The following is a 22,066-nucleotide window of genomic DNA, read 5'->3' as shown; positions in this document are numbered from 1 at the left end:
GTCTATTTCAACAGGCGGGCAGGGCAGGGGTCAAGGCTTAGTCCTGATCTGGCCCACTGCGCGGGAACACCATATTGTTGCGGTGGATCAGCTCCGTATCGTGTTCGCTACCCAGCAATTCATTGATCAGGTGGCTAGGCTGGCCCATGATGCGGCGGGTGTCGTCCGAGGAGTAATTGACCAAGCCACGGGCGTACTCCACACCGTGTTTGTCCACGCAGGCAACGACATCGCCACGGTCGAATTCGCCCTCGACATGGGTGACACCTACGGGCAGCAGGCTCTTGTGGCCGTCTACCAGGGCACGTACTGCGCCTTCGTCCAGCGACACGCGACCACGCACACGTAGTTGGTCGACCAGCCAACGTTGACGGGCCGAACGTACAGGCAGGGTGGCACGTAACTCTGTGCCTATGCGCTCACCTTGTGCCAGACGCGACAGGACTTGTTGTTCCCGACCCGAGGCAATGATGGTGTGGCCACCGCTTTGTGCGGCGCGCTTGGCGGCCAGAATCTTGGTGATCATGCCGCCGGTGCCGATATTGCTGCCCGAGCCGCCTGCCATGGCTTCCAGCGTCGGATCGCCCGCTTGTCCCAGCGAGATGAATTGCGCATCGGGATTGCTGCGCGGGTCGGCGCTATACAGGCCAGCTTGATCGGTCAGAATAATCAGTGTTTCGGCTTCGATCAGATTAGTGACCAGAGCGCCCAGAGTATCGTTATCACCCACACGGATTTCATCCGTGACCACCGTGTCGTTCTCGTTCACGATGGGTACCACCCCCAGATCCAACAAGGTGTTGATAGTGCCGCGTGCGTTCAGGTAGCGATGGCGGTCTGCCAGGTCTTCATGGGTCAACAAAATCTGGGCGGTGCGTACACCGTGGCGAGCAAAAGCCACCTCATAGGCTTGAATCAAACCCATCTGGCCTACGGCGGCCGCTGCCTGCAACTCATTCATGGCCTTCGGTCGACGCGGCCAGCCCAGGCGGGCCATGCCTTCGGCAATGGCACCGCTGGAGACCAGCACCAATTGCTTGCCTTGGGCATGCAGTTGAGCAATCTGGGTAGCCCATTGCTCTACGGCATCCAGGTCAATCCCTTTGCCCTCGTTGGTGACCAGGGACGAACCTACTTTAATAACCAATCGGCGCGATTGTGCAACGGCCGATTCAGAATGAGAAGAGTGCTGCATGACGAGTTCAGAAATCCATCGCTTGGCGTGTAAATAGAGAAAATGCCAGGAGTAGGGCGGCTGGTTTAACCGCGTCTTCCGGGCATTTTGGGGTTCGGTCCTGGAGTCTAAGCCCGGGACCTATGTAGCACGATCAGTCTGGGGCAAACCTCTCGTCGTAAATATGGGTGCCGTCGGCAATATCTTGCTCGATATGCTCTTTGCGGCTTTCTTCGTCCAACCAGGATTGCAGCTGATACACCAGATCTTGCGTGCCCACACCGGTTAGAGCGGAGATGCCGAATACCGGGCCTTCCCATTTCAGCTCTTTGAGCAGGCGGGCTTTCAGGTCTTCAGGATCAGACACCATGTCCAGCTTGTTCAGCACCAGCCAGCGTGGCTTGGCGTACAAATCCTCGCTGTACAGACGCAGTTCTTCAACAATAGCACGGGCTTCCGCAGCTACTTTGGCCACAATGTCCTCGTCCGGATCCAGGCTGGATACGTCCAGAAGATGCAGCAAAATACGGGTGCGAGTCAGGTGACGCAAAAACAAGTGGCCCAGGCCAGCACCTTCAGAGGCACCTTCGATCAGGCCAGGAATATCGGCAACCACAAAGCTGTGTGCTTCGGACGAACGCACCACACCCAGGTTAGGATGCAAGGTGGTAAAGGGATAGTCCGCAATGCGAGGCTTGGCGTTGGAAATGCGGGTGATCAGCGTGGATTTACCGGCATTGGGCATGCCCAGCAGACCGACATCAGCCAGTACCTTCAGTTCCAGGCGCAGCTTGCGATGCTCGCCTTCTTTGCCATAAGTAAATTGACGTGGGGCTCGGTTCACACTGGATTTGAAGTGCAGGTTACCCAAACCACCGGCGCCGCCTTGGGCCAGGGTGATTTTCTCGCCATGGCGCTTCATGTCAAACAGCTGCTCGCCGGTTTCCGCGTCAAAAATCATGGTGCCTACCGGCACACGCAGGGTGATGTCCTCACCACCCGCGCCGTACTGGTCGGAGCCACGGCCATTTTCGCCGTTGCGAGCGCGGTGCAGGCGGGCGTAGCGGTAGTCGATCAAGGTGTTGACGTTGCGATCGGCCTGGGCATAAATGCTGCCACCGCGTCCGCCGTCGCCGCCATTGGGGCCACCTTTTTCAATAAATTTTTCTCGGCGGAAACTGGCAGCGCCGTTTCCACCTTTGCCTGCGACCACTTCAATGGTCGCTTCGTCTACGAATTTCATGGTGATGAGTGCTGTATAGGTCCAGGGGCCGCAGAACAGTATTTGCTGCTGGTCTGGGAGCAGACCATTTTAAACAAAAACCCCAATTGCTTAGTGTATAGGAGATTGGCTTAGCTGCCGGTATGTGCCGTGATAGTGGCCGATTTTTAATCTCTTGCTGTGGCCGTAGGGAGACTGGCTAAGCCGGGTGGGCGGGTTTTCAGGATGGCACAGGGGCCATGCATAAAAAAAGCCCTGCCTAGGGCGGCAGGGCTTTTTCGCAGCGAGTACGCTTGGATCGGGTGGCTTATTCGCCAGCAACGACCGAAACGGTACGCTTGTTCAGAGCACCAGTGACGGAAAATTTGACTTTGCCATCGACCAGGGAGAACAGGGTGTGGTCTTTACCAATGCCCACGTTCACGCCGGGGTGAAACTGAGTGCCGCGCTGACGAACAATGATGCCGCCAGCCGAAATTACCTGACCGCCGTAGACTTTAACGCCCAGACGTTTGGCCTGTGAGTCACGGCCGTTCCGCGTAGAGCCGCCGCCTTTCTTCTGTGCCATTTCTTTAGCTCCTAGATGAAGAAAATACCAAATTCGCTTTTAGCAACAACTTAGGCGTTGATCGCTTCGATGCGGATTTCGGTGTAGTTTTGACGATGGCCTTGCGTTTTGCGGTAGTGCTTGCGACGGCGCATTTTGAAAATCTTGATTTTGTCGTGACGGCCTTGCGCAAGAACGGTAGCCTTGACCACAGCACCAGCAACGAAAGGAGCACCGATTTGCAGTGCTTCACCTTCGCCGACGGACAGAACCTGGTCAAGCGAAATTTCTTGCCCAATGTCTGCCGGTATCTGTTCTATTTTGAGTTTTTGGCCAGCAGTAATGCGATATTGCTTACCGCCGGTTTTTATAACCGCGTACATAGGGAATCCCTTAAAGAGTCAAACAGGCATCGTTTAAAAGGCCAATAACAAATAACAGCCCGCTGTAATGCCATCTAACATAAAAAAATCTTGACACGCAAAATGCCAAGCAAAAAATAATAGAGTAAAAAGGCTTTGCTGTCAATGGCTTGGGCCTTCTCCTGTCAGTATTTTGCATCCAATCCTTTCGTCTCCCCTAGGCTGTAGAGGGTTGGGCAAGGACGCAGACTGTGTAAGGCAGGTCAGAGCGGGAGATTTCCCCGATCAGGGCAGAAGCGCTAACTTGTTACATTTCCCCTCAATCTGTGGCCTTTGTTTTGCCGTCCTTCCGTTACGGTAGAGGTGTTGCGTTCACAGAAGCGTAAGTCATTTATTTTTCGAACCTGACTAGGGGAAACGTATGAATAAGGACACGATCGAAGGCAAATGGAAACAATTGGCGGGTAAGGCTCGCAGCGTCTGGGGTGAGATCACCGATGATGATTGGGCCAAAATCAAGGGCGATGCCACTCAGTTGGCTGGTTTGGTGCAAGAGCGCTATGGTCGTACCCGCGAAGAGGCAGAGCGCGAAGTAAAGGATTTCTACGACAAGTATGACCGTTAGTGAGGCGGGAGCAGTTTTTTGTCTGATGCTTGTTTCTTGAGCCGTAAAAAAACGGCCCGCCAGACAAAGCCATGATCCTGTACATACTGATAATGAGGAGAATCGTATGCTTTACTACGCCGTCATCTTTTTTATTGTTGCTATTGTGGCCGCTGTGTTGGGCTTTGGCGGTATTGCCGCTGGTGCCGCGTCCATTGCCAAAATACTATTTGTTGTGTTCTTGATTCTTGCGGTGCTCTCGCTGGTCAAGGGCATGGGCAAGAAATAGAACAGGCCCGCAAAGAGGCGGGCCTGTCTGAACTGCAAAACCGTCTCCACCCATTGGGTGGAGGCGGTTTTTTTATTACGAGCGGTAGTCAGCGTTGATGGTGACGTACTCGTGCGAGAAGTCGCAGGTGTAGACCGTTTCGCTGTGTTGACCACGACCCAGGGACACACGCACCAGAATCTCGGCTTCCTGCATGACGCGCTGGCCGTCCTCTTCCTGGTAGTCCGGATTGCGACCGCCGTTCACGGCGACCAGCACATCACCCAGCCACAGACGCAGCTTGTTGACGTCCAGATCGCTAATGCCTGCGTAGCCGATGGCGCACAGAATACGGCCCAGGTTCGGGTCGGAGGCAAAGAATGCGGTCTTGACTAACGGCGAATGGGCGATCGCGTAAGCCACTTTCAGGGCTTCTTCGCTGGAACCGGCGTCATCAACCTGAATGGTCATGAACTTGGTGGCACCTTCAGCATCCCGCACGATTTTCTGGGCCAGTTCGCGAGAGGCGTCGACCAGGGCGTCCAGCAAGGTGTTGTAGTTCGGGTCTGCAATCGATTCCACCGTGACACCGCTTTGGCCGGTTGCCATGATGATGAAAGAGTCATTGGTGGAGGTGTCGCCATCAACCGTAATGCGGTTGAAGGAGCGATCCGCCGCCAGACGGCACATATCACGCAGCAGTTCGGGAGCGATACCGGCGTCAGTAGCCAGGTAACCCAGCATGGTGGCCATATTGGGGCGAATCATGCCCGCGCCTTTGCTGATACCGGTCAAGGTCACCGTTTTACCCGATAGCTGGATTTGACGAGACACGATTTTGGGTTGCGTGTCGGTGGTCATGATGCTGTGAGCAGCATTGAACCAGTTGTTGTCGGACAGATCGCTGACCGCTGCGGGCAGAGCGCCCAACAGGCGATCCATAGGCAGGGGTTCCAGAATCACGCCGGTAGAGAAAGGCAGCACTTGCTGGGGCAGGATGTTTAGCAGGCCTGCGGTTGCTGTACACGTTTGCTGGGCTTTTTCCAGGCCAAGTTGACCTGTGCCGGCGTTGGCATTGCCGGTATTGATAACCAGGGCGCGGATGCCATCGTGAGTAGCCAGGTGCGCTTCGCACACTTGCACCGGCGCGGCGCGGAAACGGTTGGTGGTGAACACACCGGCCACGCTGGTGCCCGGGGCCAATTCAAACACGGTCAGGTCGCGTCGGTTGGCCTTGCGAATACCGGCTTCGGCAATACCGATTTTGACACCGGCAACGGGGTGAATATCAGATTCAGAGGGGATGAACAGATTGACGGCCATGACGCGATCCGAAAAACAATGTTAAAGGCGGCTCAAAGCAATCATGATACTTGCTTTGAGCCGCCTGAGCATAGCTTTGGTCGCGCGGCGTTGTTAGCTTTCGCGAGCCGCCATGGCGACGTTGTTGCGAGTGATCAGTTTGAGTTCGCCCAGGGCTTCAAACAGGTTGACCCGTGCCTTTTCCGACAGGTTGGCAAACATCTCCTGCAACCACTGTTCGTGGGAGGCAGCCATTTTCTTGAACTGGCGCTTGCCCTTGGGTGTCAGGCGGATCAGGGAGCTGCGACGATCGGTGAGCACCTTGATGCGCTCGACCAGGCCTTCTTTTTCCAACTGATCCGTAATGCCGGTGATATTGCCGTTGGTGACCATCAGGTGGCGGGACAGCTCGCTCATTTTCATGCCGGCGGGCTGACGTTGCAATTGCGCCATCAAGTCAAAACGGGGCAGGGTGGTGGTGTGTTCGGTACGCAGACGGCTGCGAATTTCGCCCTCAACCAGATTGGTGCAAGCCATCAAGCGCAACCACAGTCGGGTGTCGAAGTGGTCGTCGCTGTGGGCACGGCTTTCCAAGTCGGGAGCGGCATCGGCGACGGCGGAAGCGGGGATATCGTTCATGATCATAGATAGCTTGCCTTAATGGTGCATGTCCAAAATATTTAGCTTTGAAGGACGCAGACCGCAGCCATAAGCAAGCTGGGTTAGCTTGGAAGGTATCTTAGGGGCTGGTTCGAAGTTTGACATTGCGACAGATCAAAGTAAATTCGTTTTTAAGCTTAAATTAATCAACTTGATAGAAAGCACTGGCAAGGGTGACAAAGCATTGAGTAAAAAAATGCAAACTCTTGTCTGCTATTTACTTTTGTAACCGTAGCTTTGATTACGCTGTAGACCGTGCTTTTACTTTGGTTCGATGCGCTAAGCTGTCTGACTGCAAGTGATTATTTAGTTGAAGTATAAGGCATTTGCTTCTGTATCGTCCGTTTGCTTAATCATTTTTCTGCTATTTACGATGTTTTTTTGGGTTTTGGGAATAATGCTTGGGGTGATTTTTCTTAATTGAAAAATTATCAGGCTACGGATTGATTTATTTCTTATATCTTGAAATTTTTTATTAAATTTTACGATGTGCGGGCAAGGCTTTACGGATTTTCAAGCTAGTCTGGGGTGCCATCTGAAAACGACGAGTAATGACGCGCTACTGCGGATAACCCGTAGTTGGGTTTGCGGATATTGAGGCGTTTTTTTTGCTAATATCCTTTAGAACTAAACAATATAGACCTTGCCAATTTGGCTGGCGCCTTGGATGGCACAGGGTCTACGCCTGAGTGGGGCGTAATCTACGCAGGAGATAAGGATGGAACGTTCAGCGCACCTTGATACCTTTGCACGCGACAATCTGCCACCCATCGAGTGGTGGCCAGAGATGTTGCTGGAAGGAAATCCGGATGTGGATTATCCCGCTCGTCTCAATTGCGCCGTGGCGCTGTTGGGTGAGCAGGTAGCAGCGGGGCATGGTGATCGCGTGGCTTTACAGTGGGCACAGGGCGATGAGAATCGCAGCCTGACCTACAAGCAGCTGGATGTGCTGACCAACCGTATCGCTCATGTTCTGGTTGAGGACATGAAGTTGGTGCCCGGGAACCGGGTTTTACTACGAGGCCCCAATAACCCCATGATGGCCGCTTGCTGGTTGGCCAGCATCAAGGCCGGTTTGGTGACTGTTCCCACCATGCCTTTGTTGCGTGCCGTGGAGCTAAAGACGATTCTGGACAAGGCCGAAATCCATGCTGCCTTATGTGACGAGCGCCTGCGTGAAGAGTTGGAACACTGCATGGACTGCGCGCATGACTCTTATACGCCGGCTCTCAAGCAACTGCTGTGCTTTAACGATGAAAGCGCTCAGGGTTTGGAAGCCCTGCTGGCTGGCAAACCCGAGGACTTCACGGCCTGCGATACGGCGGCCGATGATGTTTGCCTGATCGCCTTCACCAGTGGCACGACCGGACAGCCTAAAGGTTGTATGCATTTTCACCGCGATGTACTGGCCATGTGCGATACCTTCTCGCGTCATGTGTTGCGGTTAACGCCTGATGATGTGGTTTGCGGTACCCCTCCTTTGGCCTTTACCTTTGGCTTGGGTGGTTTGTTGTGCTTCCCGTTGCGTGCGGGGGCATCCACGGTATTGCTGGAGCGTCTGACGCCTTCGGATCTGCTGGGCATGATTGATCGCTTCAAGGTGACCATGAGCTTTACTGCGCCCACCTTCTATCGTCAGATGGCCGGTTTGGTGGATCGGTACTCCTTGGCCAGCTTGCGTGCCACCGTGTCGGCAGGTGAGGCCTTGCCGGACGCCACACGTCAGCTTTGGAAGCAGGCCAGCGGCATCGAGATGACGGACGGCATTGGTGGCACGGAAATGATTCACGTGTATGTATCCAGCCCACCAGAAAAAGTACGTGCCGGTGCGATTGGCCAAGTGGTACCCGGTTATGTTGCCACGATTTTGGACGATGATCTGAATCCGGTGCCCGTTGGTACGGTGGGTCGTTTGGCAGTGAAAGGCCCAACGGGCTGCAAGTATTTGAACGACGAACGCCAGAAGCAATTTGTTCAGGGTGGCTGGAACTTCCCTGGCGACACCTTCAAGATGGACGAGGACGGCTACCTGTATTACCAGGCCCGTAACGACGACATGATTGTTTCCTCGGGCTACAACATTGCCGGCCCAGAGGTGGAAGGCACCTTGCTCAAGCACGAGGCTGTTGCCGAGTGTGGCGTGGTGGGCGCCGCCGATGAAGAGCGGGGCCAGATTGTGCAGGCTTTTATTGTGCTTAAACCCGGCTTTACCGGTAGCGACGAGCTCAAGAAAAAGCTGCAGGATTTTGTGAAGGAGAATGCCGCGCCTTACAAATACCCGCGTGCCATCGAGTTCGTGGCGTCTTTGCCACGTACCGAAACTGGCAAGCTGCAGCGCTTCGTGCTGCGTCAGATGGCACAGGGCTGACTCATCAGACAATAAAAAAGCGGGCTTAGGCCCGCTTTTTTGTGTCCGGCGCGTTTAGTTTTTAAAGTTGGCAAAAACCTCGCGGGCCGCTTGCACAGTTGCGTCGGTAATGTCGGAGGTGTGCTGTACCGACACAAAACCGGCTTCAAAGGCTGACGGTGCAAAGTACACACCCTTATCCAGCATGGCGTGGAAGAACTGCTTGAAGCGTTCGATGTCGCCAGCCGAGACTTCGGCCAGGGAAGTGGGGACGTTCTCGCTGAAGTAGATACCAAACAGGCCGCCCTGGTGGTCGGCGGTGAAGGGGACACCGGCTTCTTGCGCTGCGGCTTTCAGGCCCTGAATCAAGTTGGCGGTGTTGGCGGTCAGGGTGTCGTAGAAGCCGGGTTGAGCCAGTTTCTTCAAGGTGGCCAGACCCGCAGCCACAGCGACAGGGTTACCTGACAGTGTGCCTGCCTGGTAAACGCCACCGACAGGAGCCACGCATTGCATGATATCGCGGCGGCCACCGAACGCACCGACAGGCATGCCGCCACCAATCACCTTGGCCAATGTGGTCAGGTCGGGGCGAATGCCGGTCAGGCCTTGCACGCCTTGGGGGCCAACACGGAAGCCGGTCATGACTTCGTCAAAAATCAGCACGGCGCCGTATTCGGTACACAGCTCGCGTAAACCTTCCAGGAAACCGGGGGCTGGGCGAACCAGGTTCATATTGCCGGCAAAGGGCTCAACGATAATGCAGGCGATTTCGTCGCCCTTTTGTTTGAAGGCGTCGCGTACGGCATCCAGATTGTTGTAGTCCAGTACCAGGGTGTGGGCTACGAATTCGGCCGGTACACCTGCGGAGGTGGGATTGCCAAAGGTCAGCAGGCCGGAACCGGCTTTGACCAGCAGACTGTCAGCATGGCCGTGGTAGCAGCCTTCAAATTTGATGATGGTATTGCGGCCGGTAAAGCCACGTGCCAGGCGGATGGCGCTCATGGTGGCTTCGGTGCCGGAGCTGACCAAACGCACTTGCTCGATGGATGGCAGCATTTGGGTCAGGGTTTCAGCCAGAACGACTTCGCCTTCGGTAGGCGCGCCGTAGGACAGGCCATGAACGGCTGCTTCTTGTACGGCCTTGATGACGTCCGGATCGGAGTGGCCCAAAATGGCCGGGCCCCAGGAACCGACGTAGTCTGTGTATTGCTGGCCGTCTGCATCCCAGATGTAAGGGCCTTGGGCGCGCTCGACAAAGCAAGGTGTACCGCCCACGGAACCGAAGGCACGGACGGGCGAGTTGACGCCGCCGGGGATGACTTTGCAGGCACGTTCAAAAAGTTCGGAGTTACGGGACATGAGGCAAAAATCCAGATGTGAAAAGGTCAAGGCCAGGCTAGATAAATCAGCGCACGAAAAGCGATCAGTCCTGGGCGTGAAAGTAGTCGGTAAAGCGTTGCGCCGTGGCGCGTATATCGCTGGTCTCAAACAGGCTGCTGATAACGGCAACGCTATCGACCCCTGCTTGCAGCAGTTCGGGCATTTTCTCGGGTGTGATGCCGCCAATCGCAACAATGGCAGCACGCCGTCCCTCGTGTTCTTGTTCTTGGCAAAGCAGTCGAGCTTGTCGCAAGGTGTTCAGTTCAGCCGGTGGTGCTTCGGGTTTGACGCTGGACGGGTACATGGCCCCAAAGGCAATGTAGTCTGCATCGTCCGCCAAGGCCTGGCGAGCCAGATCCAGACTGTTGTAGCAGGAGCGTCCCAGCAGGGCTTGCGGCCCCAGTGCCTGACGGGCCTGGGTCAGCTCGCCATCGCTTTTGCCCAGGTGTGCGCCTTGCACGTCAAACTCTTGCGCCCAGCTCCAGTGATCGTTCACCAATAGCGGCAGATCCAAAGACAGGCATAACTTGATCAACTCTTTGAGCTGTTGTTGGCGGATTGGTTCCGGGCCATTCTTGCGACGAAATTGCAGCACCTGCAAACCCCCTTCGTGAGCAGCACGTACGGCGTTCAGCAAGCGGGCAGTGTCGTCCCATTCGGGAGTAATGCCGTAGAGACCGGCAGGAAAGCGCAGGGTGGCGGCGTTAGTCATTTTGGGGGGTAACAGGGTTGAACAGGCGGTGGCCCATACCGGGCTGGAAGGTGTCGGTGGCGCGTGCCTGTAGATGCAGCAAGGCTGATTCTACCGCGTTATCCAGCTCGTGACCTTGAGCCAGAAAGCTCAGGCAGGCGGTAGCCAGCAAACTGTCTATGTCCTGCTGACGCAGGCCGCCATCAAGCGGCATGCTGTAGTCCAGACGGCCATGATGTCCCTGGAACCGTGTGTGCCATTGCCCGGCAGCCCCTGGCACGCCTGTCACCAGCACAGCATTGGCACCGTTGTTCAGCAGAGTTTCTACAGCGTCCGGGGTATCGCCCAGTAGCTCGTCGGCTTGCCAGCGCTCCAGGCTTGGGTGGTCGATCAATAATAAGGAGCTCAGAGGCAGGAGCAGGCGTAAACTGGCATCAAGAGCGTCGTCCGCATCCTGCTCGTCCAGTCCGGTGGGCATGGCGCTCAGATGCAGCACCAAAGGCAGCTCGGGATAGTCGGAACAAAGCTCTGCCACCATGCTGGCGATTTCCGGGCTGTAGACGGGGCCACACTTGATGGCCTGAATGTTCATGTCTTCCAGCAAGCAGCGTGCCTGATCGTCGGCAATGTCTTCGGCCAGAGTTTGGATGTTTTCTTGCTGGGCACTGTCGCGTACCAGCAAGGCAGTGGGCACGCTGACGATATGGCAGCCCAGATGGGCGCCATTAATGGCATCGGCAGGCAGGTGGGCGCCACCGCTTGGGTCATAAGGAGCCAGCACGAGCGCCAGGGCAGGACTTGAATTTTTGATTTCAGCAGCCATCTTGTCTTGGATACACCTGCAGGGCCAGCAAGGCTCTGGATGTCACAGGTTGAGTAATTTAGTAATATGAACCCCATTTTAATGGATTGCCCCGATTTGCACGCGGATCGGACTATGTTTACAAATACAGTAGGAATACTATGCGTACGTGGATGTGCCTGATTTGCGGCTGGATTTATGATGAAGAAGCTGGTTTGCCTGAGGAAGGCATTGCACCGGGCACACTCTGGGAAGATGTCCCTCCGAACTGGGTCTGTCCCGAATGCGGCGCTCGTAAGGAAGACTTCGAAATGATCCAAGTGTGATCATCTCAAGTTCCAAGGTGGTTTGTTTTGACGGGAGGTGTGTATGAGTGCCACTAGCCAGTCCCCGCTAATCCAAGAAAGCGCTGACCTAACGCACCACCTGTTACTTGCCATGCCCGGTGTGGTATCGGGCAGCTTGGCCGACACGGTGATTTATGTCTGTGAACATAATGAACAAGGTGCTTTGGGCCTGGTCATTAATCGACCAACGGATCTTAGCCTGGTTGAATTGTTGTCGCGCATTGAAGTGGACGTGGAAAACCGGGCTGATCTGGCCGGGACTTCGGTCTACTTCGGTGGGCCCGTGCAAACGGATCGCGGCTTTGTTCTCCATGACTCCGACAAAACCTATACCTCCAGCCTGGGGGTGGGTGATCTGACCCTGACAACCTCCCGCGATGTGCTGCAGGATGTGGCTCAAGGCCAGGGACCGGTGCATATGCTGGTCACGCTGGGCTATGCCGGTTGGGGCGCCGGTCAGCTGGAAAGCGAGATGGCCGACAATGCCTGGCTGAGCATCAAGGCTACCCATGAAATCTTGTTTTCTACTCCGGTTGGGGAGCGCTACGATCGCGCCCTGGCTTTGCTGGGAATCAGTCCTTTTACCCTGACAGGTGCTGCGGGCCATGCCTGAACATGAAACACCGTCAATGGTCAGCTCGGCGCAAACCTTGCTGGCCTTTGACTATGGCTTGAAAAAAATTGGCGTGGCGCTGGGCAATACCTTGACGCGCCAGGCCCGTCCTTATACGATTTTGCGGCCCGTTACACGGGAACAGCGCTTTGCGGCTATCGAGGCTTTGCTCAAGGAGTGGCAGCCCGATCGCGTCGTGGTAGGTTTGCCTTTGACCCTGGATGGCGGCGAGCAGTATGCTTCGCTGCGGTGTCGGCGTTTTGCCAACCAACTGCACGGTCGCTACGGTGTTGTAGTAGACCTGGTCGATGAGCGGGGCTCCAGCATGGAGGCTCAAGAATTGCTGGGCAATAATGACGATGATGATGCCATGGCAGCTTGCGTGATCCTGCAGCGATATCTGGACAGCCTGCCATCGGCCTGAGCCCTCTATAAGGTTGCAGCCTTTTGATTAGTTTATTTCGTTTTAGTTGGCGCGCTGTCGTTCTGATTGTGTGGGTCGTGGTCGGCTTGTTAAGCGTCGGTCTGCTTTTTCCGGTATTGCGTCCAGGTGGACGTCGCGTCATGGTGCTGCGCATGTCGCGCCTTTTGATGTGTATCTGCGGGGTGCGTGTTATTGCACATGGTCAGGCGGTTCAGGATCGCGCTGTACTGTACGTATCCAACCATGTGTCCTGGCTGGATATCTTCGTCATCAATAGTGTGCGCTGCACGTCTTTTATTGCCAAAAGCGATATTCGACGCTGGCCTGTCATCGGCTGGCTGGTTGCCGGTGCAGGGACCGTGTTTATCGAGCGTGGCCAGCGTCGTGCCATTCAGGTTGTCAGCCAGCAAATGGCAAGCTGCTTTGAGCGTGGCGATGCTGTAGGGCTTTTTCCTGAAGGCACTACCTCCACAGGAATGGATGTCCGGCCTTTCCACGCCAGTTTGTTTGAGGCTGCCATTGCCTTGAATGTCGATATTCAACCGATGGCTTTGTTGTTTGAGCAAGCTGGGCAACGCAGTGAGCGTTTTGCCTTTGTGGGGGAGCAATCCCTGGTAGCTAACATCTGGGTGTTGCTAAGCGCCCGCAAGGTGTCGGTGCATTGCCATTTTCTTGACCTGATCCCAGCCCAGTCCTGTACGGAGTGGGGGCGCTCACAAACGGCACAAAATGCCCGTGAACAGATTCGCGCCGTCGTTTGTCCCGAAGCTGTCACCGTCGAGGCCTGAGAGGCTCAGCCCGGTTTTTTGCTTTCCGGGCAGTGAATCTGAACCAGGTGTCGGTCTTGCAGACGCACAGCGCTAAGCTGACGACCCCAGACGCAGCCGGTATCCAGACTGATCACCGTAGGCGTGTTCAGCAAGCCCAGCGTAGACCAATGACCAAAAATAATAGGCACCTGGGCACAGGCGCGATTTGGCAATTCAAACCACGCCAGCAAACCCGATTCGGCATCCGGTGCCCCTTTGTGCTTGAAGTCCATGCGGCCATTCACATCACACATACGCATGCGCGTTAGGGTGCTGACAAGGGCACGCAGGCGGTCATAGCCTTGCAGTCCGGCATCCCAACGATCCGGGTTGTTGCCGAACAATTCGATAATTTTGTCTTGCCAGTCATCCGCACGCAGCAGTGCCTCCAGCTCGTGGGCGTATTCCAGCGTTTGTTGTGGGCTCCAGTCGGGATGCACGCCAGCATGCACCATCAAATGACCATGTTCGTAGTGGGCGAGCGGCTGGTGTCGTAACCAGTCCAGCAGTTCTGCTGCGTCAGGGGCAGCCAGCAATGGCTGCAAGGTGTCTTGTTTACCGGATTTGCGCACTCCGGCCGCTACGGCCAGACAGTGGATGTCGTGGTTACCCAGCACGCAGACGGCGCGATCCCCCAGGGAGCGAATCAGGCGCAGCGCACCGAGCGAGTCCGGGCCACGGTTGACCAGGTCGCCTGCGAACCAGAACTTGGCCTGGTTATCGGCTGCGACATCAGGGTGGCTGAGCAAGCTGTCCAGGGGGCGGCAGCAGCCTTGAATATCACCAATCGCCCAGATGGCAGGGGAAGTAGCTAAGGACATGATTTAGTTAGTCGTGCTGGAGTTTCGGCGACGCCGATTGTGCCGGTTTTCCATCATGATAAGGGCACTCAAGGCCATGGCCATGGCAATCAGGTTTGGAACCAGTGCGGTGACCCACGGCGCCAGGTTACTGAGCATGGCTACGTTCAAGGCCAACTGGTTGATCATGAAAAAGCCTACGCCCAGCAAGATGCCTGTAAAGACTTTTGTTCCTACACCGCCGTGGCGGGTCTGCATAAAGCCGATAGGTGCGGCAATGGTAATCATGACCAGCAAGGTGAAGGGGTAGGCAACTTTGCGCCACAAGGCGACAACCTGGCGTTTGGTTTGCAGCTTGTTCGCATCCAGATAGCCAATGTAATCCTTCAAATCCAGAATGGACATGCGTTCGGGTGTGACCACTCGGGCAATCAGACGATCAGGTGTCAGTGTGGTGGTCAGTGACAGGTCTGGACGTTTTTCTATGCGAACCAGAGGCTGGTCCGGCGCCTTGTCTTGGGCCAAGGCCTCGTGGGATTGTTCGCTGACGTAGGTTTCGGTCACGTCCTGCAAGTCCAGCTGGTTTTTGTGGAATTGACCCGTTGGCGCTTGTGTCATTGAGCTCAGGCGTTGTCCGTCCGAGAAGTCAAACACGCTGACATCGCTGACTTTGCCATCGCCTTGCAGATTGGCAATATTGATGATGCGCACCCCACCACTATCGTTGCTTTCCTTGAACCAGTAGCCGCTGTCCAGGCGCCCGCCACCAGAGCGGCCCAGTAAGGCCATGCCTTGCTCGCTGGATTTGATCTCGGCCATAGGGGTGACGTACTCGGACAGGACAAAAGCACCGGCCACCAAGGGCAAGGTAATGGTCCAGAGCATCAGCATCATATGCAGGCCGCTGACGCCTGAGGCGCGCAAAATCACGAGCTCATTGCGTTGTGCCAGGCTGGCCAGGGCCAGGGTGGCACCAATCAGCAGGCCGATGGGGAGCAGATCGTACAAACGGGTGGGTAGCTCCAGGGCCTGGATGTAAAAAAGATTCATCAGGGTGAATTTGGAGCCTACGTTGTCCAGCTCTTCGATCAGGGCAAAAAAGCTGAACAGGCCAAGCAAGGCAATCAGCACCACAGCGCTGGAGCGATAGATTTCGGAAGCGAGATAGCGGCGAGCGGTGCGCATGAAAATAGGGCCCAGGAAAGACGTGGCTAGCTTAACAAAAATGCAGATTGCAGTCAGGGAATAGCGACTTGTCGCATACGTTGACTGATGGTGCGTGTGCGCGATTGTAAGTAGGAGCTGTTACGGTTTTTGTCATAGTAGGCCGGATTGGGCAACATGCTTGCCAGACGGGCCGATTGCATGGCACTGAGTTTGGCCGCATCGACTTTGAAGTAGTGGCGTGCTGCCGCCTGGGCACCAAATACACCTTCTCCCCATTGAGCCACGTTCAGGTACAGCTCCAGGATACGCTCCTTGCTCATGACGGTTTCAATCATATAGGTCAAAATCAGTTCCTGACCTTTGCGCAAATAGCTTCGTGACTCTGACAGAAACAGATTCTTGGCTAATTGTTGGGAAATGGTAGAGCCGCCGCGACGGCGGGCAGAGCCTTTTTCTGACTGGCGGCGGTTGTATTCCCATGCTTGACGAATGGCATCCCATTCGACACCGGAGTGGTTCAGGAAGTTTGAGTCTTCGGAGGCAATCACGGCACGTTTCAAGTTGACGCTGATCCTGTCGTAGGGGACCCACTGGTAGTGCAGTTCGGCGTCTGCATTGGCGCTGCGTAACTGGCCCTGTTCTGCCGCCATGAAGGTTGTCATGCGTGGTGGCATCACGCTGTACCAGAGCACCATTACAAACAGGGCGATCTGATAGATCAGGACACCGGCAGCCACGGCCAAGGCGGCTAGGCCCGCCAGTTTCCAGGGGTGGACCAGTAGGCGACGCACGTCAGACTTGCCCGATTTCCTGGCGCAGCTTGGCCAGTACAGGTTCGACATCGGCCTTCACACCGTGCCAGATTTGAAAGCTGGCGGCCGCTTGGCCGACCAGCATGCCCAGGCCATCTATGCTCTGTGTGGCACCGGCTTGCTCGGCGGCGCGCATGAAAGCGGTGGGCTCACTGGCGTAGAACATATCGTAGGCCAGGGAATTGCTGCGGTAACGCGCGTTGGGCAGTTCGGGCAGATTTTGGTTCAGGCTGGCCGAGGTGGCATTGATCACAATATCCCAGTCGCCGCAATGGTCATCCAGACCGCCTGCGCTCAGGCGGCGGGAGGCATCCGGGTCTAGCGCGACGACCTGTTCACGAATGTCGTAGGCTTTGGCACTGGTGCGATTGATGATGTGCAGCATCTCGCAACCGGCCTCCAGCAAAGGGAACACCACCCCACGTGAAGCACCCCCTGCACCGATCAGCAAGATACGTTTGCCTTCCGGCTTGTGGCCGATACGCAGCAGGTCCGAGCACAGGCCCACGCCATCGGTATTGCATCCATGTAGTTGGCCGTCTTCCAGCCACAAGGTATTGACGGCTCCGGCCATGCGGGCCCGACGACTCAGACGTGGGCCGACCAGATCATAAGCCTGCTCTTTGAAAGGCAGAGTGACGTTCAGGCCGCTGCCGTTCTTGAAAAACTCCTCCACGGTGGCGGCAAAGCCATCCAGCGGCGCCAGGATACGCTCGTAGCTCAGGGCCAGGTTGAATTGGCTGGCAAACTGCGTATGAATGTGTGGGGAGCGGCTGTGCTCGATAGGGTGGCCAATAACGCCGTAGCGCTTGGCGGGGGTCGTGTCGGGCATGGTTAGGCGATGCGTGTCTTGTTGTGAGGACTCAGCACTCAGGCTGAAAGCAGGTATTTTACCCTAGGGGCTGCTCTTGCTTGGGCTTGCTGTGGACAATACGCTCTTACTGCGTACCCCCGCCTTGCATACTGAGTTTGTCATGCGTAAAGCTCCAACTGCGGGTAATGACGAGTACATCCGCGCCGGGGGCCACGTGCTCAGGTAGGGGGGCGAAGGGGGCGGCCAGCTCAACAATACGTCGTGCAGCCAGATTCAGGGCGGCCTGGTCCGAGGGTTCAGTAATCTGGGCGCGCAGCAAGCTGCCATCGCGTCGGATGTAAACCGTCATTTGCAACTGACCGTATAGCTGTTTGCCATCCTGTTTCGGGTAGTGACGCGTGCCGGTTTGCTCAATTTTTTGACGCCACTGGTCTAGATACTGGGCCTGCTCGCTGGCTTTGGCGCTGGGGCCTACATAGTGATAGCGTGGTTGGCGTTGCTGTTCACGGATTTGCTCGCGCAAAATAGCTAGCTGGCTATTTTGAAGGTGCGGGTCCAGATCATGGTCGTCCGGGCCGGGCTCAATGGAAGCTCCAATATATTCAGGGTTGGGTGTGGAAGGCGGGGCTTTGTCCCGGCTTTCCAGCTCACCGAGCAGGCGCTGCTGTTCAGCTTCCAGGCTTTGCTGGCGGGCACGCAAGGCTTCCAGCACCAACTGATTGGGTAGATTAGGATCCGTCAGTGGCAAAGGGTTGCTGGCCTGTCCTTGCTGATGCTCTCCACCTCCATCCAGATTCAGTTGCGCCAAGAGTTGCGGGCTTAAGGGCACCGAATCGGTACTGAAATTGACCAGTGCTACATCCAGATGATTGGCCGGCGCTGGTGAGGGAGGGCGGCTGGGCCAGAAGATCAGCAAAAGGTGAATCAGTGCTGAAAGGGCGACCGCCAGCCACAGATAATCTTTGGGCGCGTGGCGGCGGTCGGGTTTGACCATGGTCGTCAGTCCGCCGTGGCGACCGAGCGCAAGCGGGCTTCTACCGTCAAAGCCAGTTCGTCGAAAGACAACAGATCCAGCGTGACTTCCTGGCCACGTTCCAGCGTGGGCAGGCCAGGTACGTGAAGCACGAGTGGTGCATTGGTCAGGCGCACTAGATCTTCCTTGATGAAGCTGGCCTGGACCTGTTTGATGTCGTTTTGTTGCAGCCAGCGCAGGCACCAGAAGCGCTCCAGAGAGGACTGGTAGTCCGACCACTGGGTGTATTGCGATTCAAAGGCCCCAATGATGGCGTACAAATCCGCATCTTTGGGCTGAAAGGGGGCCGCCAGACGTGCAGAGATCCCGTGCTCGGCAGCCGCCAGAATCTGGCCCTGGTTGATCAGGTCCACATAACGGCGCAGGGGCGAGGTGGACCAGATGTATTGCGGCACACCAATGGATTCGTGCGGGCCGGGCGTGGTGGACATGCGGGTACGCATGAACTGCTGGGAGCGATAGATGCCAGGTACATTGTGCTCGGCCAGCAAGCCGCCCCACAACTGATTGGCCAGAATCATGTATTCAGCAATCAACAGGCTTAGCGGCGCATTGCGCACACGAGGCACCAGGCGAATGATGGAGTTGGGATCGTCGTGCGGGCCATCCAGCTCGAAGCTGTACTCGACCCGGTTATTGTTTTCTGGCTTACCCCTTACCGCTTCACGCTGAGCCGATAATTGGCGTGAGAAGTTCCACAGGGGGCGCAGCCATTGTTCGTAAGGCAGCTCGGCGTTTTCGTCGGCCAGGGCTGCTTCGCTGATCAGTGGGTCCAGTTCATGCTGACGCAAGTTGCCCGCCACAGTAATGCGTTCCAGACGGGTTTGATGTGACAGGATTTCGCCGGTGCTGATATCCGCATCTACATACAGCGAAAGGGTAGGGCGAGTTTGGCCTTGATCCAGCGAGAAACGCGCGATCAGCTCGGGCGGCAGCATGGGAATCTTATGGCCTGGCGTGTACACCGTAGCCATGCGATTGCGGGCAATTTGGTCGATCTCGTTGCCGCGTGTCATGGCCAGTGAAGGCACGGCGATGTGAACCCCGACACGCAGGCGCCCCGGTTCTGGATGCTGGACAGACAGGGCATCGTCAATTTCAATCGTATTGGCGTCGTCCACCGAATAAGCGGTGACATTGGCCTCGGGCAGATCCTGTCCCCAGTCTTGTAGGGAAATATGGGGAAAGCCCGTGCCTTTGGGGAAATGCGCGGCCAGAAAGCGATGTTGATGCAAGGTCAGCGGATTGGACCAGGCACCCAGCGATAGCAGCAGCTTTTCCGTGCTGACACCCAATTCTTTCTGGGCCTGGTCAAAGGCTTTCCATTCCAGTGTGTTCTTGTCTGGCTGAGTCAGGAAGGTGCTTGCCTTCTGAGCGATTTCAGGCGGCAGTTCGCCCTTGATCATCTGTTCGGCCCAGGTCTGGATTTGCTCTTGCTGCAGGCGCTTTTTCTCAATGGCAGCCAGGGCTGCTTGCAAAATTTCCGGAGGGGCGGGGCGATACAGTCCCTTGCCACGACGGTGGAAGTAGGCGGGCGCACTATGCAAGGCAAAGAGGGTGCCGGTCTTTTCGATAGCGTTGGGTGCGTGGCCAAAATACTCCTGTGCCAGCGTGGAGGCCTCAAATTCGTCCTGAGGGGCGCATTCCCACAAAAAGTTGATATCCAGGGATTCGGCCAGTGCCTGGGCTTTTTCCAGCAGTTCTGCCGGGCCGGGCTGCTCGAAGGTAAATAGAACGCTGTTTTTCTTGATTTTGCTGCGTTTGCCAGACGCGGATTCCACCTGCATGGTGGTATCGCTGTCAGAAAAGATTTTTTCTGCTTTGAAATTACCGCTGTCTTCAAAAAGGACGTACATGATTTTCCATCTGGATGGGACTGGCCATCCGGTAAAGATAGTTAAGGTTGTGGCAGGGCAAAGCGCAAAATTTCGTCGATCCAAGGATCAAAGTCGGTCAGGCCGTGATCTCCGCCCTCCAGAATGTGTCCTTGGCTGCCTTTGTACCAGTCCGCCATTTCGCGCCAGCTCAGGACTTCATCTCCTTTGGCGGCCAGCAAGTAAAAGCGCTGGGGATCGCTGGGGCGCGGTACGTGAATGTCGTTAAGCTCATCTACATGGTCGGGCAGGAAATGGAAGGGATCGGGCGAGTGATAGCAGACGTGTTCGCCCACTTGGGTTGCCAGATCCCGTCCTGCGTAGACCACCGGGTTAAGCAGCACGGCGCGGCTGTGATAGTGCTGTGCCAGGTGGCTGGCATAGTAACCGCCCAGCGAGGAGCCGATTACACATAATTGATCGGCGTCCATGCCCGCCTGCATTTGTGTGTCCACAATACGCTTGCACATGGCAATGGCCTGGGCCGGGCTGGCGGGCAACTGCGGGCAGCGCCACAGGTGCAGCAAGCCCCTGTCTTGCAGGGCTTGTTTCAGGCGCTGCGCTTTATAGGACGAAGGCGAGGAACGAAAGCCGTGTAGATAGAGGATCATGGAGGCACCTGCTATATAGATAAGAGGGTCAGCGTGACAGTTGATCCAGCAGACGCTGATGAATGCCACCAAAGCTGCCGTTACTCATGACGACAATGGCATCGCCGGGCTGGCTGGCCTGAACAATGGCCTGAACCATTTTATCCAAATCAGTCCACGCTGTGGCGCGATCGCCTAATGGCGCCAGTACCTGGGCCGCATCCCAGCCCAGTGCGTGTTTGCCCTGGGTCTGGCCATAGCAAAACACCAGGTCGGCATCTTCCAGTGAACCGGGCAGGCGAGCCGCCATGGCACCCAGCTTCATGGTGTTGGAGCGTGGCTCCAGTACGGCCAGAATCCGGGAGGCCTTGCCGGTTTGGCCGCGCAGACCCGCCAGGGTGGTGGCAATGGCAGTGGGGTGGTGGGCAAAATCATCGTAGACGGTAATGTCCTTGACCACGCCACGTACTTCCATGCGGCGCTTGATACCGGCGAACTGGCTTAGCGCAGCGCAAGCTTGTGCGGGCTTGACGCCAACATGGTAGGCAGCGGCGATAGCGGCCAGGGCGTTCAGACGATTGTGTTCGCCCGTCAGTGTCCACTGGACGGTGCCCTGAGTCTGGCCTTTGAAAATCACTTCAAACGAGGTGGGGCTGATTGCTCGACTGTCCCAGTCGCCTTCGGGACCAAACTGCTCGACCGGTGTCCAGCAACCTCGGGCCAGGGTTTCGTCCAGACTTGGGGTGTGGGTGGGGCGCAGAATCAGCCCGGTGGAGGGGATGGTGCGTACCAGATGGTGAAATTGTGTCTGGATAGCGTGCAGATCAGGGAAGATATCAGCGTGATCGTATTCCAGATTGTTCAGAATGGCTGTGCGGGGGCGGTAGTGAACAAATTTGGAGCGTTTGTCGAAGAAAGCGGTGTCGTATTCGTCGGCCTCGATCACAAACAGGGATTGCTCAGGATTGAAACGGGCCGACACGCCCAGGCCTGGAGCCACGCCACCGATCAGAAAGTTGGGGGACAGCTCGGCCTGTTCCAGAATCCAGCCCAGCATGGAGCTGGTGGAGGTTTTGCCGTGCGTGCCGGCCACGGCCAGAACGTGTTGCTTGTGCAGGATGTTCTCGCCCAGCCACTGCGGGCCGGAGGTGTAGGGCAGACCCTGATCCAGAATGGCTTCCATCAGAGGATTGCCGCGCGTGACCACATTGCCCACTATATAGAGATCAGGGGCCAGCTCGGTCTGTTCTGCGCCAAAGCCTTCGATGAGCTCGATGCCTTGTTCTTCCAGCTGCGTGCTCATGGGGGGGTAGACCCCGGCGTCGCAACCTGTGACTGTATGGCCAGCCGAACGGGCAATCAGGGCCAGACCACCCATGAATGTGCCGCAAATGCCTAGTATATGTATGTGCATGACAATCCTC

Annotated in this window: 24 protein-coding genes; 7 read left to right on the top strand and 17 right to left on the bottom strand. The window is 56.3% G+C overall.

All coding sequences use genetic code 11. From position 1 onward, the window contains the following. Nucleotides 1-37: 37 nt before the first annotated feature. The 4 genes from proB to rplU form a co-directional block, all read right to left on the bottom strand. Nucleotides 38-1,195: a glutamate 5-kinase gene (gene proB, locus LNA76_RS13875; RefSeq protein WP_094197756.1), complete on the bottom strand. Its 1,158-nt coding sequence runs from the start codon at nucleotides 1,193-1,195 to the stop codon at nucleotides 38-40. A 133-nt stretch (nucleotides 1,196-1,328) separates the two neighbouring features. Further along, nucleotides 1,329-2,417 carry a GTPase ObgE gene (gene obgE / locus LNA76_RS13870; RefSeq protein WP_230019284.1) on the bottom strand — a complete coding sequence of 363 codons (1,089 nt, stop codon included), beginning with the start codon at nucleotides 2,415-2,417 and terminating at the stop codon, nucleotides 1,329-1,331. Between the two features lie 286 nt (nucleotides 2,418-2,703). After that, on the bottom strand, nucleotides 2,704-2,964 hold the full coding sequence (rpmA, locus tag LNA76_RS13865) for a 50S ribosomal protein L27 (protein ID WP_094197754.1): 261 nt from the start codon (nucleotides 2,962-2,964) through the stop codon (nucleotides 2,704-2,706). Nucleotides 2,965-3,014: 50 nt separating this feature from the next. Beyond that, nucleotides 3,015-3,326, bottom strand: a complete 312-nt coding sequence (rplU, locus tag LNA76_RS13860; RefSeq protein WP_003801901.1) for a 50S ribosomal protein L21 — start codon at nucleotides 3,324-3,326, stop codon at nucleotides 3,015-3,017. Between the two features lie 400 nt (nucleotides 3,327-3,726). Here rplU and LNA76_RS13855 point away from each other — a divergent pair, with 400 nt between their 5' ends. Then, entirely contained in the window at nucleotides 3,727-3,930 is a 204-nt protein-coding gene (locus LNA76_RS13855; RefSeq protein ID WP_094197753.1) for a CsbD family protein, read from the top strand. A 106-nt stretch (nucleotides 3,931-4,036) separates the two neighbouring features. Further along, nucleotides 4,037-4,198 (top strand): DUF1328 domain-containing protein, encoded by a 162-nt coding sequence (locus tag LNA76_RS13850; protein WP_009460570.1) that lies wholly within the window; start codon nucleotides 4,037-4,039, stop codon nucleotides 4,196-4,198. A 75-nt stretch (nucleotides 4,199-4,273) separates the two neighbouring features. On the opposite strand, the gene argJ is transcribed toward LNA76_RS13850, so the two are convergent. Both argJ and LNA76_RS13840 read right to left on the bottom strand, forming a co-directional pair. Next, nucleotides 4,274-5,500, bottom strand: coding sequence for a bifunctional glutamate N-acetyltransferase/amino-acid acetyltransferase ArgJ (gene argJ / locus LNA76_RS13845; RefSeq protein ID WP_108728539.1), 1,227 nt, complete (start codon nucleotides 5,498-5,500; stop codon nucleotides 4,274-4,276). A 93-nt stretch (nucleotides 5,501-5,593) separates the two neighbouring features. Continuing rightward, nucleotides 5,594-6,124 (bottom strand): MarR family winged helix-turn-helix transcriptional regulator, encoded by a 531-nt coding sequence (locus LNA76_RS13840; protein WP_009460574.1) that lies wholly within the window; start codon nucleotides 6,122-6,124, stop codon nucleotides 5,594-5,596. Between the two features lie 733 nt (nucleotides 6,125-6,857). On the opposite strand from LNA76_RS13840, the gene LNA76_RS13835 reads away from it, so the two are divergent. Then, on the top strand, nucleotides 6,858-8,507 hold the full coding sequence (locus tag LNA76_RS13835) for an AMP-binding protein (RefSeq protein WP_094197751.1): 1,650 nt from the start codon (nucleotides 6,858-6,860) through the stop codon (nucleotides 8,505-8,507). A 54-nt stretch (nucleotides 8,508-8,561) separates the two neighbouring features. Here the strand turns inward: LNA76_RS13835 and hemL are convergent, their stop codons facing one another. The 3 genes from hemL to thiD form a co-directional block, all read right to left on the bottom strand. Next, nucleotides 8,562-9,845 carry a glutamate-1-semialdehyde 2,1-aminomutase gene (gene hemL / locus LNA76_RS13830; protein ID WP_094197750.1) on the bottom strand — a complete coding sequence of 428 codons (1,284 nt, stop codon included), beginning with the start codon at nucleotides 9,843-9,845 and terminating at the stop codon, nucleotides 8,562-8,564. A gap of 64 nt (nucleotides 9,846-9,909) precedes the next feature. Further along, nucleotides 9,910-10,578, bottom strand: a complete 669-nt coding sequence (thiE, locus tag LNA76_RS13825) for a thiamine phosphate synthase (protein WP_094197749.1) — start codon at nucleotides 10,576-10,578, stop codon at nucleotides 9,910-9,912. Then, complete coding sequence (gene thiD / locus LNA76_RS13820; protein ID WP_108728542.1) at nucleotides 10,571-11,380, bottom strand: bifunctional hydroxymethylpyrimidine kinase/phosphomethylpyrimidine kinase; 810 nt, start codon at nucleotides 11,378-11,380, stop codon at nucleotides 10,571-10,573. Before thiD ends, thiE begins: the two co-directional genes overlap by 8 nt. Nucleotides 11,381-11,520: 140 nt before the next feature. On the opposite strand from thiD, the gene LNA76_RS13815 reads away from it, so the two are divergent. The 4 genes from LNA76_RS13815 (at nucleotide 11,521) to LNA76_RS13800 (ending at nucleotide 13,531) form a co-directional block, all read left to right on the top strand. After that, nucleotides 11,521-11,685, top strand: coding sequence for a rubredoxin (locus tag LNA76_RS13815; protein WP_009460582.1), 165 nt, complete (start codon nucleotides 11,521-11,523; stop codon nucleotides 11,683-11,685). Nucleotides 11,686-11,797: 112 nt separating this feature from the next. Beyond that, nucleotides 11,798-12,319, top strand: a complete 522-nt coding sequence (locus LNA76_RS13810; protein WP_376914154.1) for a YqgE/AlgH family protein — start codon at nucleotides 11,798-11,800, stop codon at nucleotides 12,317-12,319. A gap of 16 nt (nucleotides 12,320-12,335) precedes the next feature. Beyond that, nucleotides 12,336-12,743, top strand: coding sequence for a Holliday junction resolvase RuvX (ruvX, locus tag LNA76_RS13805; protein ID WP_094197746.1), 408 nt, complete (start codon nucleotides 12,336-12,338; stop codon nucleotides 12,741-12,743). A gap of 23 nt (nucleotides 12,744-12,766) precedes the next feature. Then, a complete protein-coding gene (locus LNA76_RS13800) occupies nucleotides 12,767-13,531 on the top strand; it encodes a lysophospholipid acyltransferase family protein (protein WP_094197745.1) in 765 nt (254 codons plus the stop codon). A 5-nt stretch (nucleotides 13,532-13,536) separates the two neighbouring features. Here LNA76_RS13800 and LNA76_RS13795 read toward each other — a convergent pair whose 3' ends face one another. The 8 genes from LNA76_RS13795 to mpl form a co-directional block, all read right to left on the bottom strand. Beyond that, nucleotides 13,537-14,373 (bottom strand): symmetrical bis(5'-nucleosyl)-tetraphosphatase, encoded by an 837-nt coding sequence (locus LNA76_RS13795; protein ID WP_230019283.1) that lies wholly within the window; start codon nucleotides 14,371-14,373, stop codon nucleotides 13,537-13,539. 3 nt (nucleotides 14,374-14,376) lie between these two features. Beyond that, complete coding sequence (gene lptG / locus LNA76_RS13790) at nucleotides 14,377-15,537, bottom strand: LPS export ABC transporter permease LptG (RefSeq protein WP_094197743.1); 1,161 nt, start codon at nucleotides 15,535-15,537, stop codon at nucleotides 14,377-14,379. 53 nt (nucleotides 15,538-15,590) lie between these two features. Then, nucleotides 15,591-16,361: a monofunctional biosynthetic peptidoglycan transglycosylase gene (gene mtgA / locus LNA76_RS13785; protein WP_321268741.1), complete on the bottom strand. Its 771-nt coding sequence runs from the start codon at nucleotides 16,359-16,361 to the stop codon at nucleotides 15,591-15,593. Next, on the bottom strand, nucleotides 16,312-17,163 hold the full coding sequence (aroE, locus tag LNA76_RS13780; protein ID WP_094197741.1) for a shikimate dehydrogenase: 852 nt from the start codon (nucleotides 17,161-17,163) through the stop codon (nucleotides 16,312-16,314). The genes mtgA and aroE overlap by 50 nt, the downstream gene beginning before the upstream one ends. Before the next feature lie 106 nt (nucleotides 17,164-17,269). Continuing rightward, complete coding sequence (locus LNA76_RS13775; protein ID WP_230019282.1) at nucleotides 17,270-18,139, bottom strand: energy transducer TonB; 870 nt, start codon at nucleotides 18,137-18,139, stop codon at nucleotides 17,270-17,272. Nucleotides 18,140-18,144: 5 nt separating this feature from the next. After that, the gene (locus LNA76_RS13770) at nucleotides 18,145-20,034 is read right to left on the bottom strand and encodes a ribonuclease catalytic domain-containing protein (RefSeq protein ID WP_108728546.1); all 1,890 of its coding nucleotides are present in this window, start codon (nucleotides 20,032-20,034) and stop codon (nucleotides 18,145-18,147) included. Between the two features lie 41 nt (nucleotides 20,035-20,075). Continuing rightward, on the bottom strand, nucleotides 20,076-20,663 hold the full coding sequence (locus LNA76_RS13765) for a YqiA/YcfP family alpha/beta fold hydrolase (protein ID WP_094197738.1): 588 nt from the start codon (nucleotides 20,661-20,663) through the stop codon (nucleotides 20,076-20,078). 28 nt (nucleotides 20,664-20,691) lie between these two features. Beyond that, on the bottom strand, nucleotides 20,692-22,056 hold the full coding sequence (mpl, locus tag LNA76_RS13760) for a UDP-N-acetylmuramate:L-alanyl-gamma-D-glutamyl-meso-diaminopimelate ligase (protein ID WP_230019281.1): 1,365 nt from the start codon (nucleotides 22,054-22,056) through the stop codon (nucleotides 20,692-20,694). Nucleotides 22,057-22,066: the final 10 nt, after the last annotated feature.

This window comes from Alcaligenes sp. MMA, from assembly GCF_020907215.1.
In the GTDB taxonomy this organism is placed as follows: Bacteria; Pseudomonadota; Gammaproteobacteria; order Burkholderiales; family Burkholderiaceae_B; genus Alcaligenes; species Alcaligenes aquatilis.
The sequence above is the reverse complement of the archived record's forward strand: the minus strand, read 5'-3'. Positions and strand labels throughout refer to the sequence as shown.

What these genes read in the sequence shown, in the direction of transcription:
- lptG (WP_094197743.1), bottom strand. Translation starts at nt 15,537, where the DNA reads ATGCGCACCGCTCGCCGCTATCTCGCTTCCGAAATCTATCGCTCCAGC.
- LNA76_RS13775 (WP_230019282.1), bottom strand. Translation starts at nt 18,139, where the DNA reads ATGGTCAAACCCGACCGCCGCCACGCGCCCAAAGATTATCTGTGGCTG.
- rplU (WP_003801901.1), bottom strand. Translation starts at nt 3,326, where the DNA reads ATGTACGCGGTTATAAAAACCGGCGGTAAGCAATATCGCATTACTGCT.
- LNA76_RS13770 (WP_108728546.1), bottom strand. Translation starts at nt 20,034, where the DNA reads ATGTACGTCCTTTTTGAAGACAGCGGTAATTTCAAAGCAGAAAAAATC.
- LNA76_RS13855 (WP_094197753.1), top strand. Translation starts at nt 3,727, where the DNA reads ATGAATAAGGACACGATCGAAGGCAAATGGAAACAATTGGCGGGTAAG.
- obgE (WP_230019284.1), bottom strand. Translation starts at nt 2,417, where the DNA reads ATGAAATTCGTAGACGAAGCGACCATTGAAGTGGTCGCAGGCAAAGGT.
- proB (WP_094197756.1), bottom strand. Translation starts at nt 1,195, where the DNA reads ATGCAGCACTCTTCTCATTCTGAATCGGCCGTTGCACAATCGCGCCGA.
- mpl (WP_230019281.1), bottom strand. Translation starts at nt 22,056, where the DNA reads ATGCACATACATATACTAGGCATTTGCGGCACATTCATGGGTGGTCTG.
- LNA76_RS13810 (WP_376914154.1), top strand. Translation starts at nt 11,798, where the DNA reads ATGCCCGGTGTGGTATCGGGCAGCTTGGCCGACACGGTGATTTATGTC.
- LNA76_RS13795 (WP_230019283.1), bottom strand. Translation starts at nt 14,373, where the DNA reads ATGTCCTTAGCTACTTCCCCTGCCATCTGGGCGATTGGTGATATTCAA.
- LNA76_RS13840 (WP_009460574.1), bottom strand. Translation starts at nt 6,124, where the DNA reads ATGATCATGAACGATATCCCCGCTTCCGCCGTCGCCGATGCCGCTCCC.
- rpmA (WP_094197754.1), bottom strand. Translation starts at nt 2,964, where the DNA reads ATGGCACAGAAGAAAGGCGGCGGCTCTACGCGGAACGGCCGTGACTCA.
- LNA76_RS13815 (WP_009460582.1), top strand. Translation starts at nt 11,521, where the DNA reads ATGCGTACGTGGATGTGCCTGATTTGCGGCTGGATTTATGATGAAGAA.
- LNA76_RS13850 (WP_009460570.1), top strand. Translation starts at nt 4,037, where the DNA reads ATGCTTTACTACGCCGTCATCTTTTTTATTGTTGCTATTGTGGCCGCT.
- LNA76_RS13835 (WP_094197751.1), top strand. Translation starts at nt 6,858, where the DNA reads ATGGAACGTTCAGCGCACCTTGATACCTTTGCACGCGACAATCTGCCA.
- hemL (WP_094197750.1), bottom strand. Translation starts at nt 9,845, where the DNA reads ATGTCCCGTAACTCCGAACTTTTTGAACGTGCCTGCAAAGTCATCCCC.
- mtgA (WP_321268741.1), bottom strand. Translation starts at nt 16,361, where the DNA reads ATGTCGAACCTGTACTGGCCAAGCTGCGCCAGGAAATCGGGCAAGTCT.
- argJ (WP_108728539.1), bottom strand. Translation starts at nt 5,500, where the DNA reads ATGGCCGTCAATCTGTTCATCCCCTCTGAATCTGATATTCACCCCGTT.
- ruvX (WP_094197746.1), top strand. Translation starts at nt 12,336, where the DNA reads ATGGTCAGCTCGGCGCAAACCTTGCTGGCCTTTGACTATGGCTTGAAA.
- thiE (WP_094197749.1), bottom strand. Translation starts at nt 10,578, where the DNA reads ATGACTAACGCCGCCACCCTGCGCTTTCCTGCCGGTCTCTACGGCATT.
- LNA76_RS13765 (WP_094197738.1), bottom strand. Translation starts at nt 20,663, where the DNA reads ATGATCCTCTATCTACACGGCTTTCGTTCCTCGCCTTCGTCCTATAAA.
- thiD (WP_108728542.1), bottom strand. Translation starts at nt 11,380, where the DNA reads ATGGCTGCTGAAATCAAAAATTCAAGTCCTGCCCTGGCGCTCGTGCTG.
- aroE (WP_094197741.1), bottom strand. Translation starts at nt 17,163, where the DNA reads ATGCCCGACACGACCCCCGCCAAGCGCTACGGCGTTATTGGCCACCCT.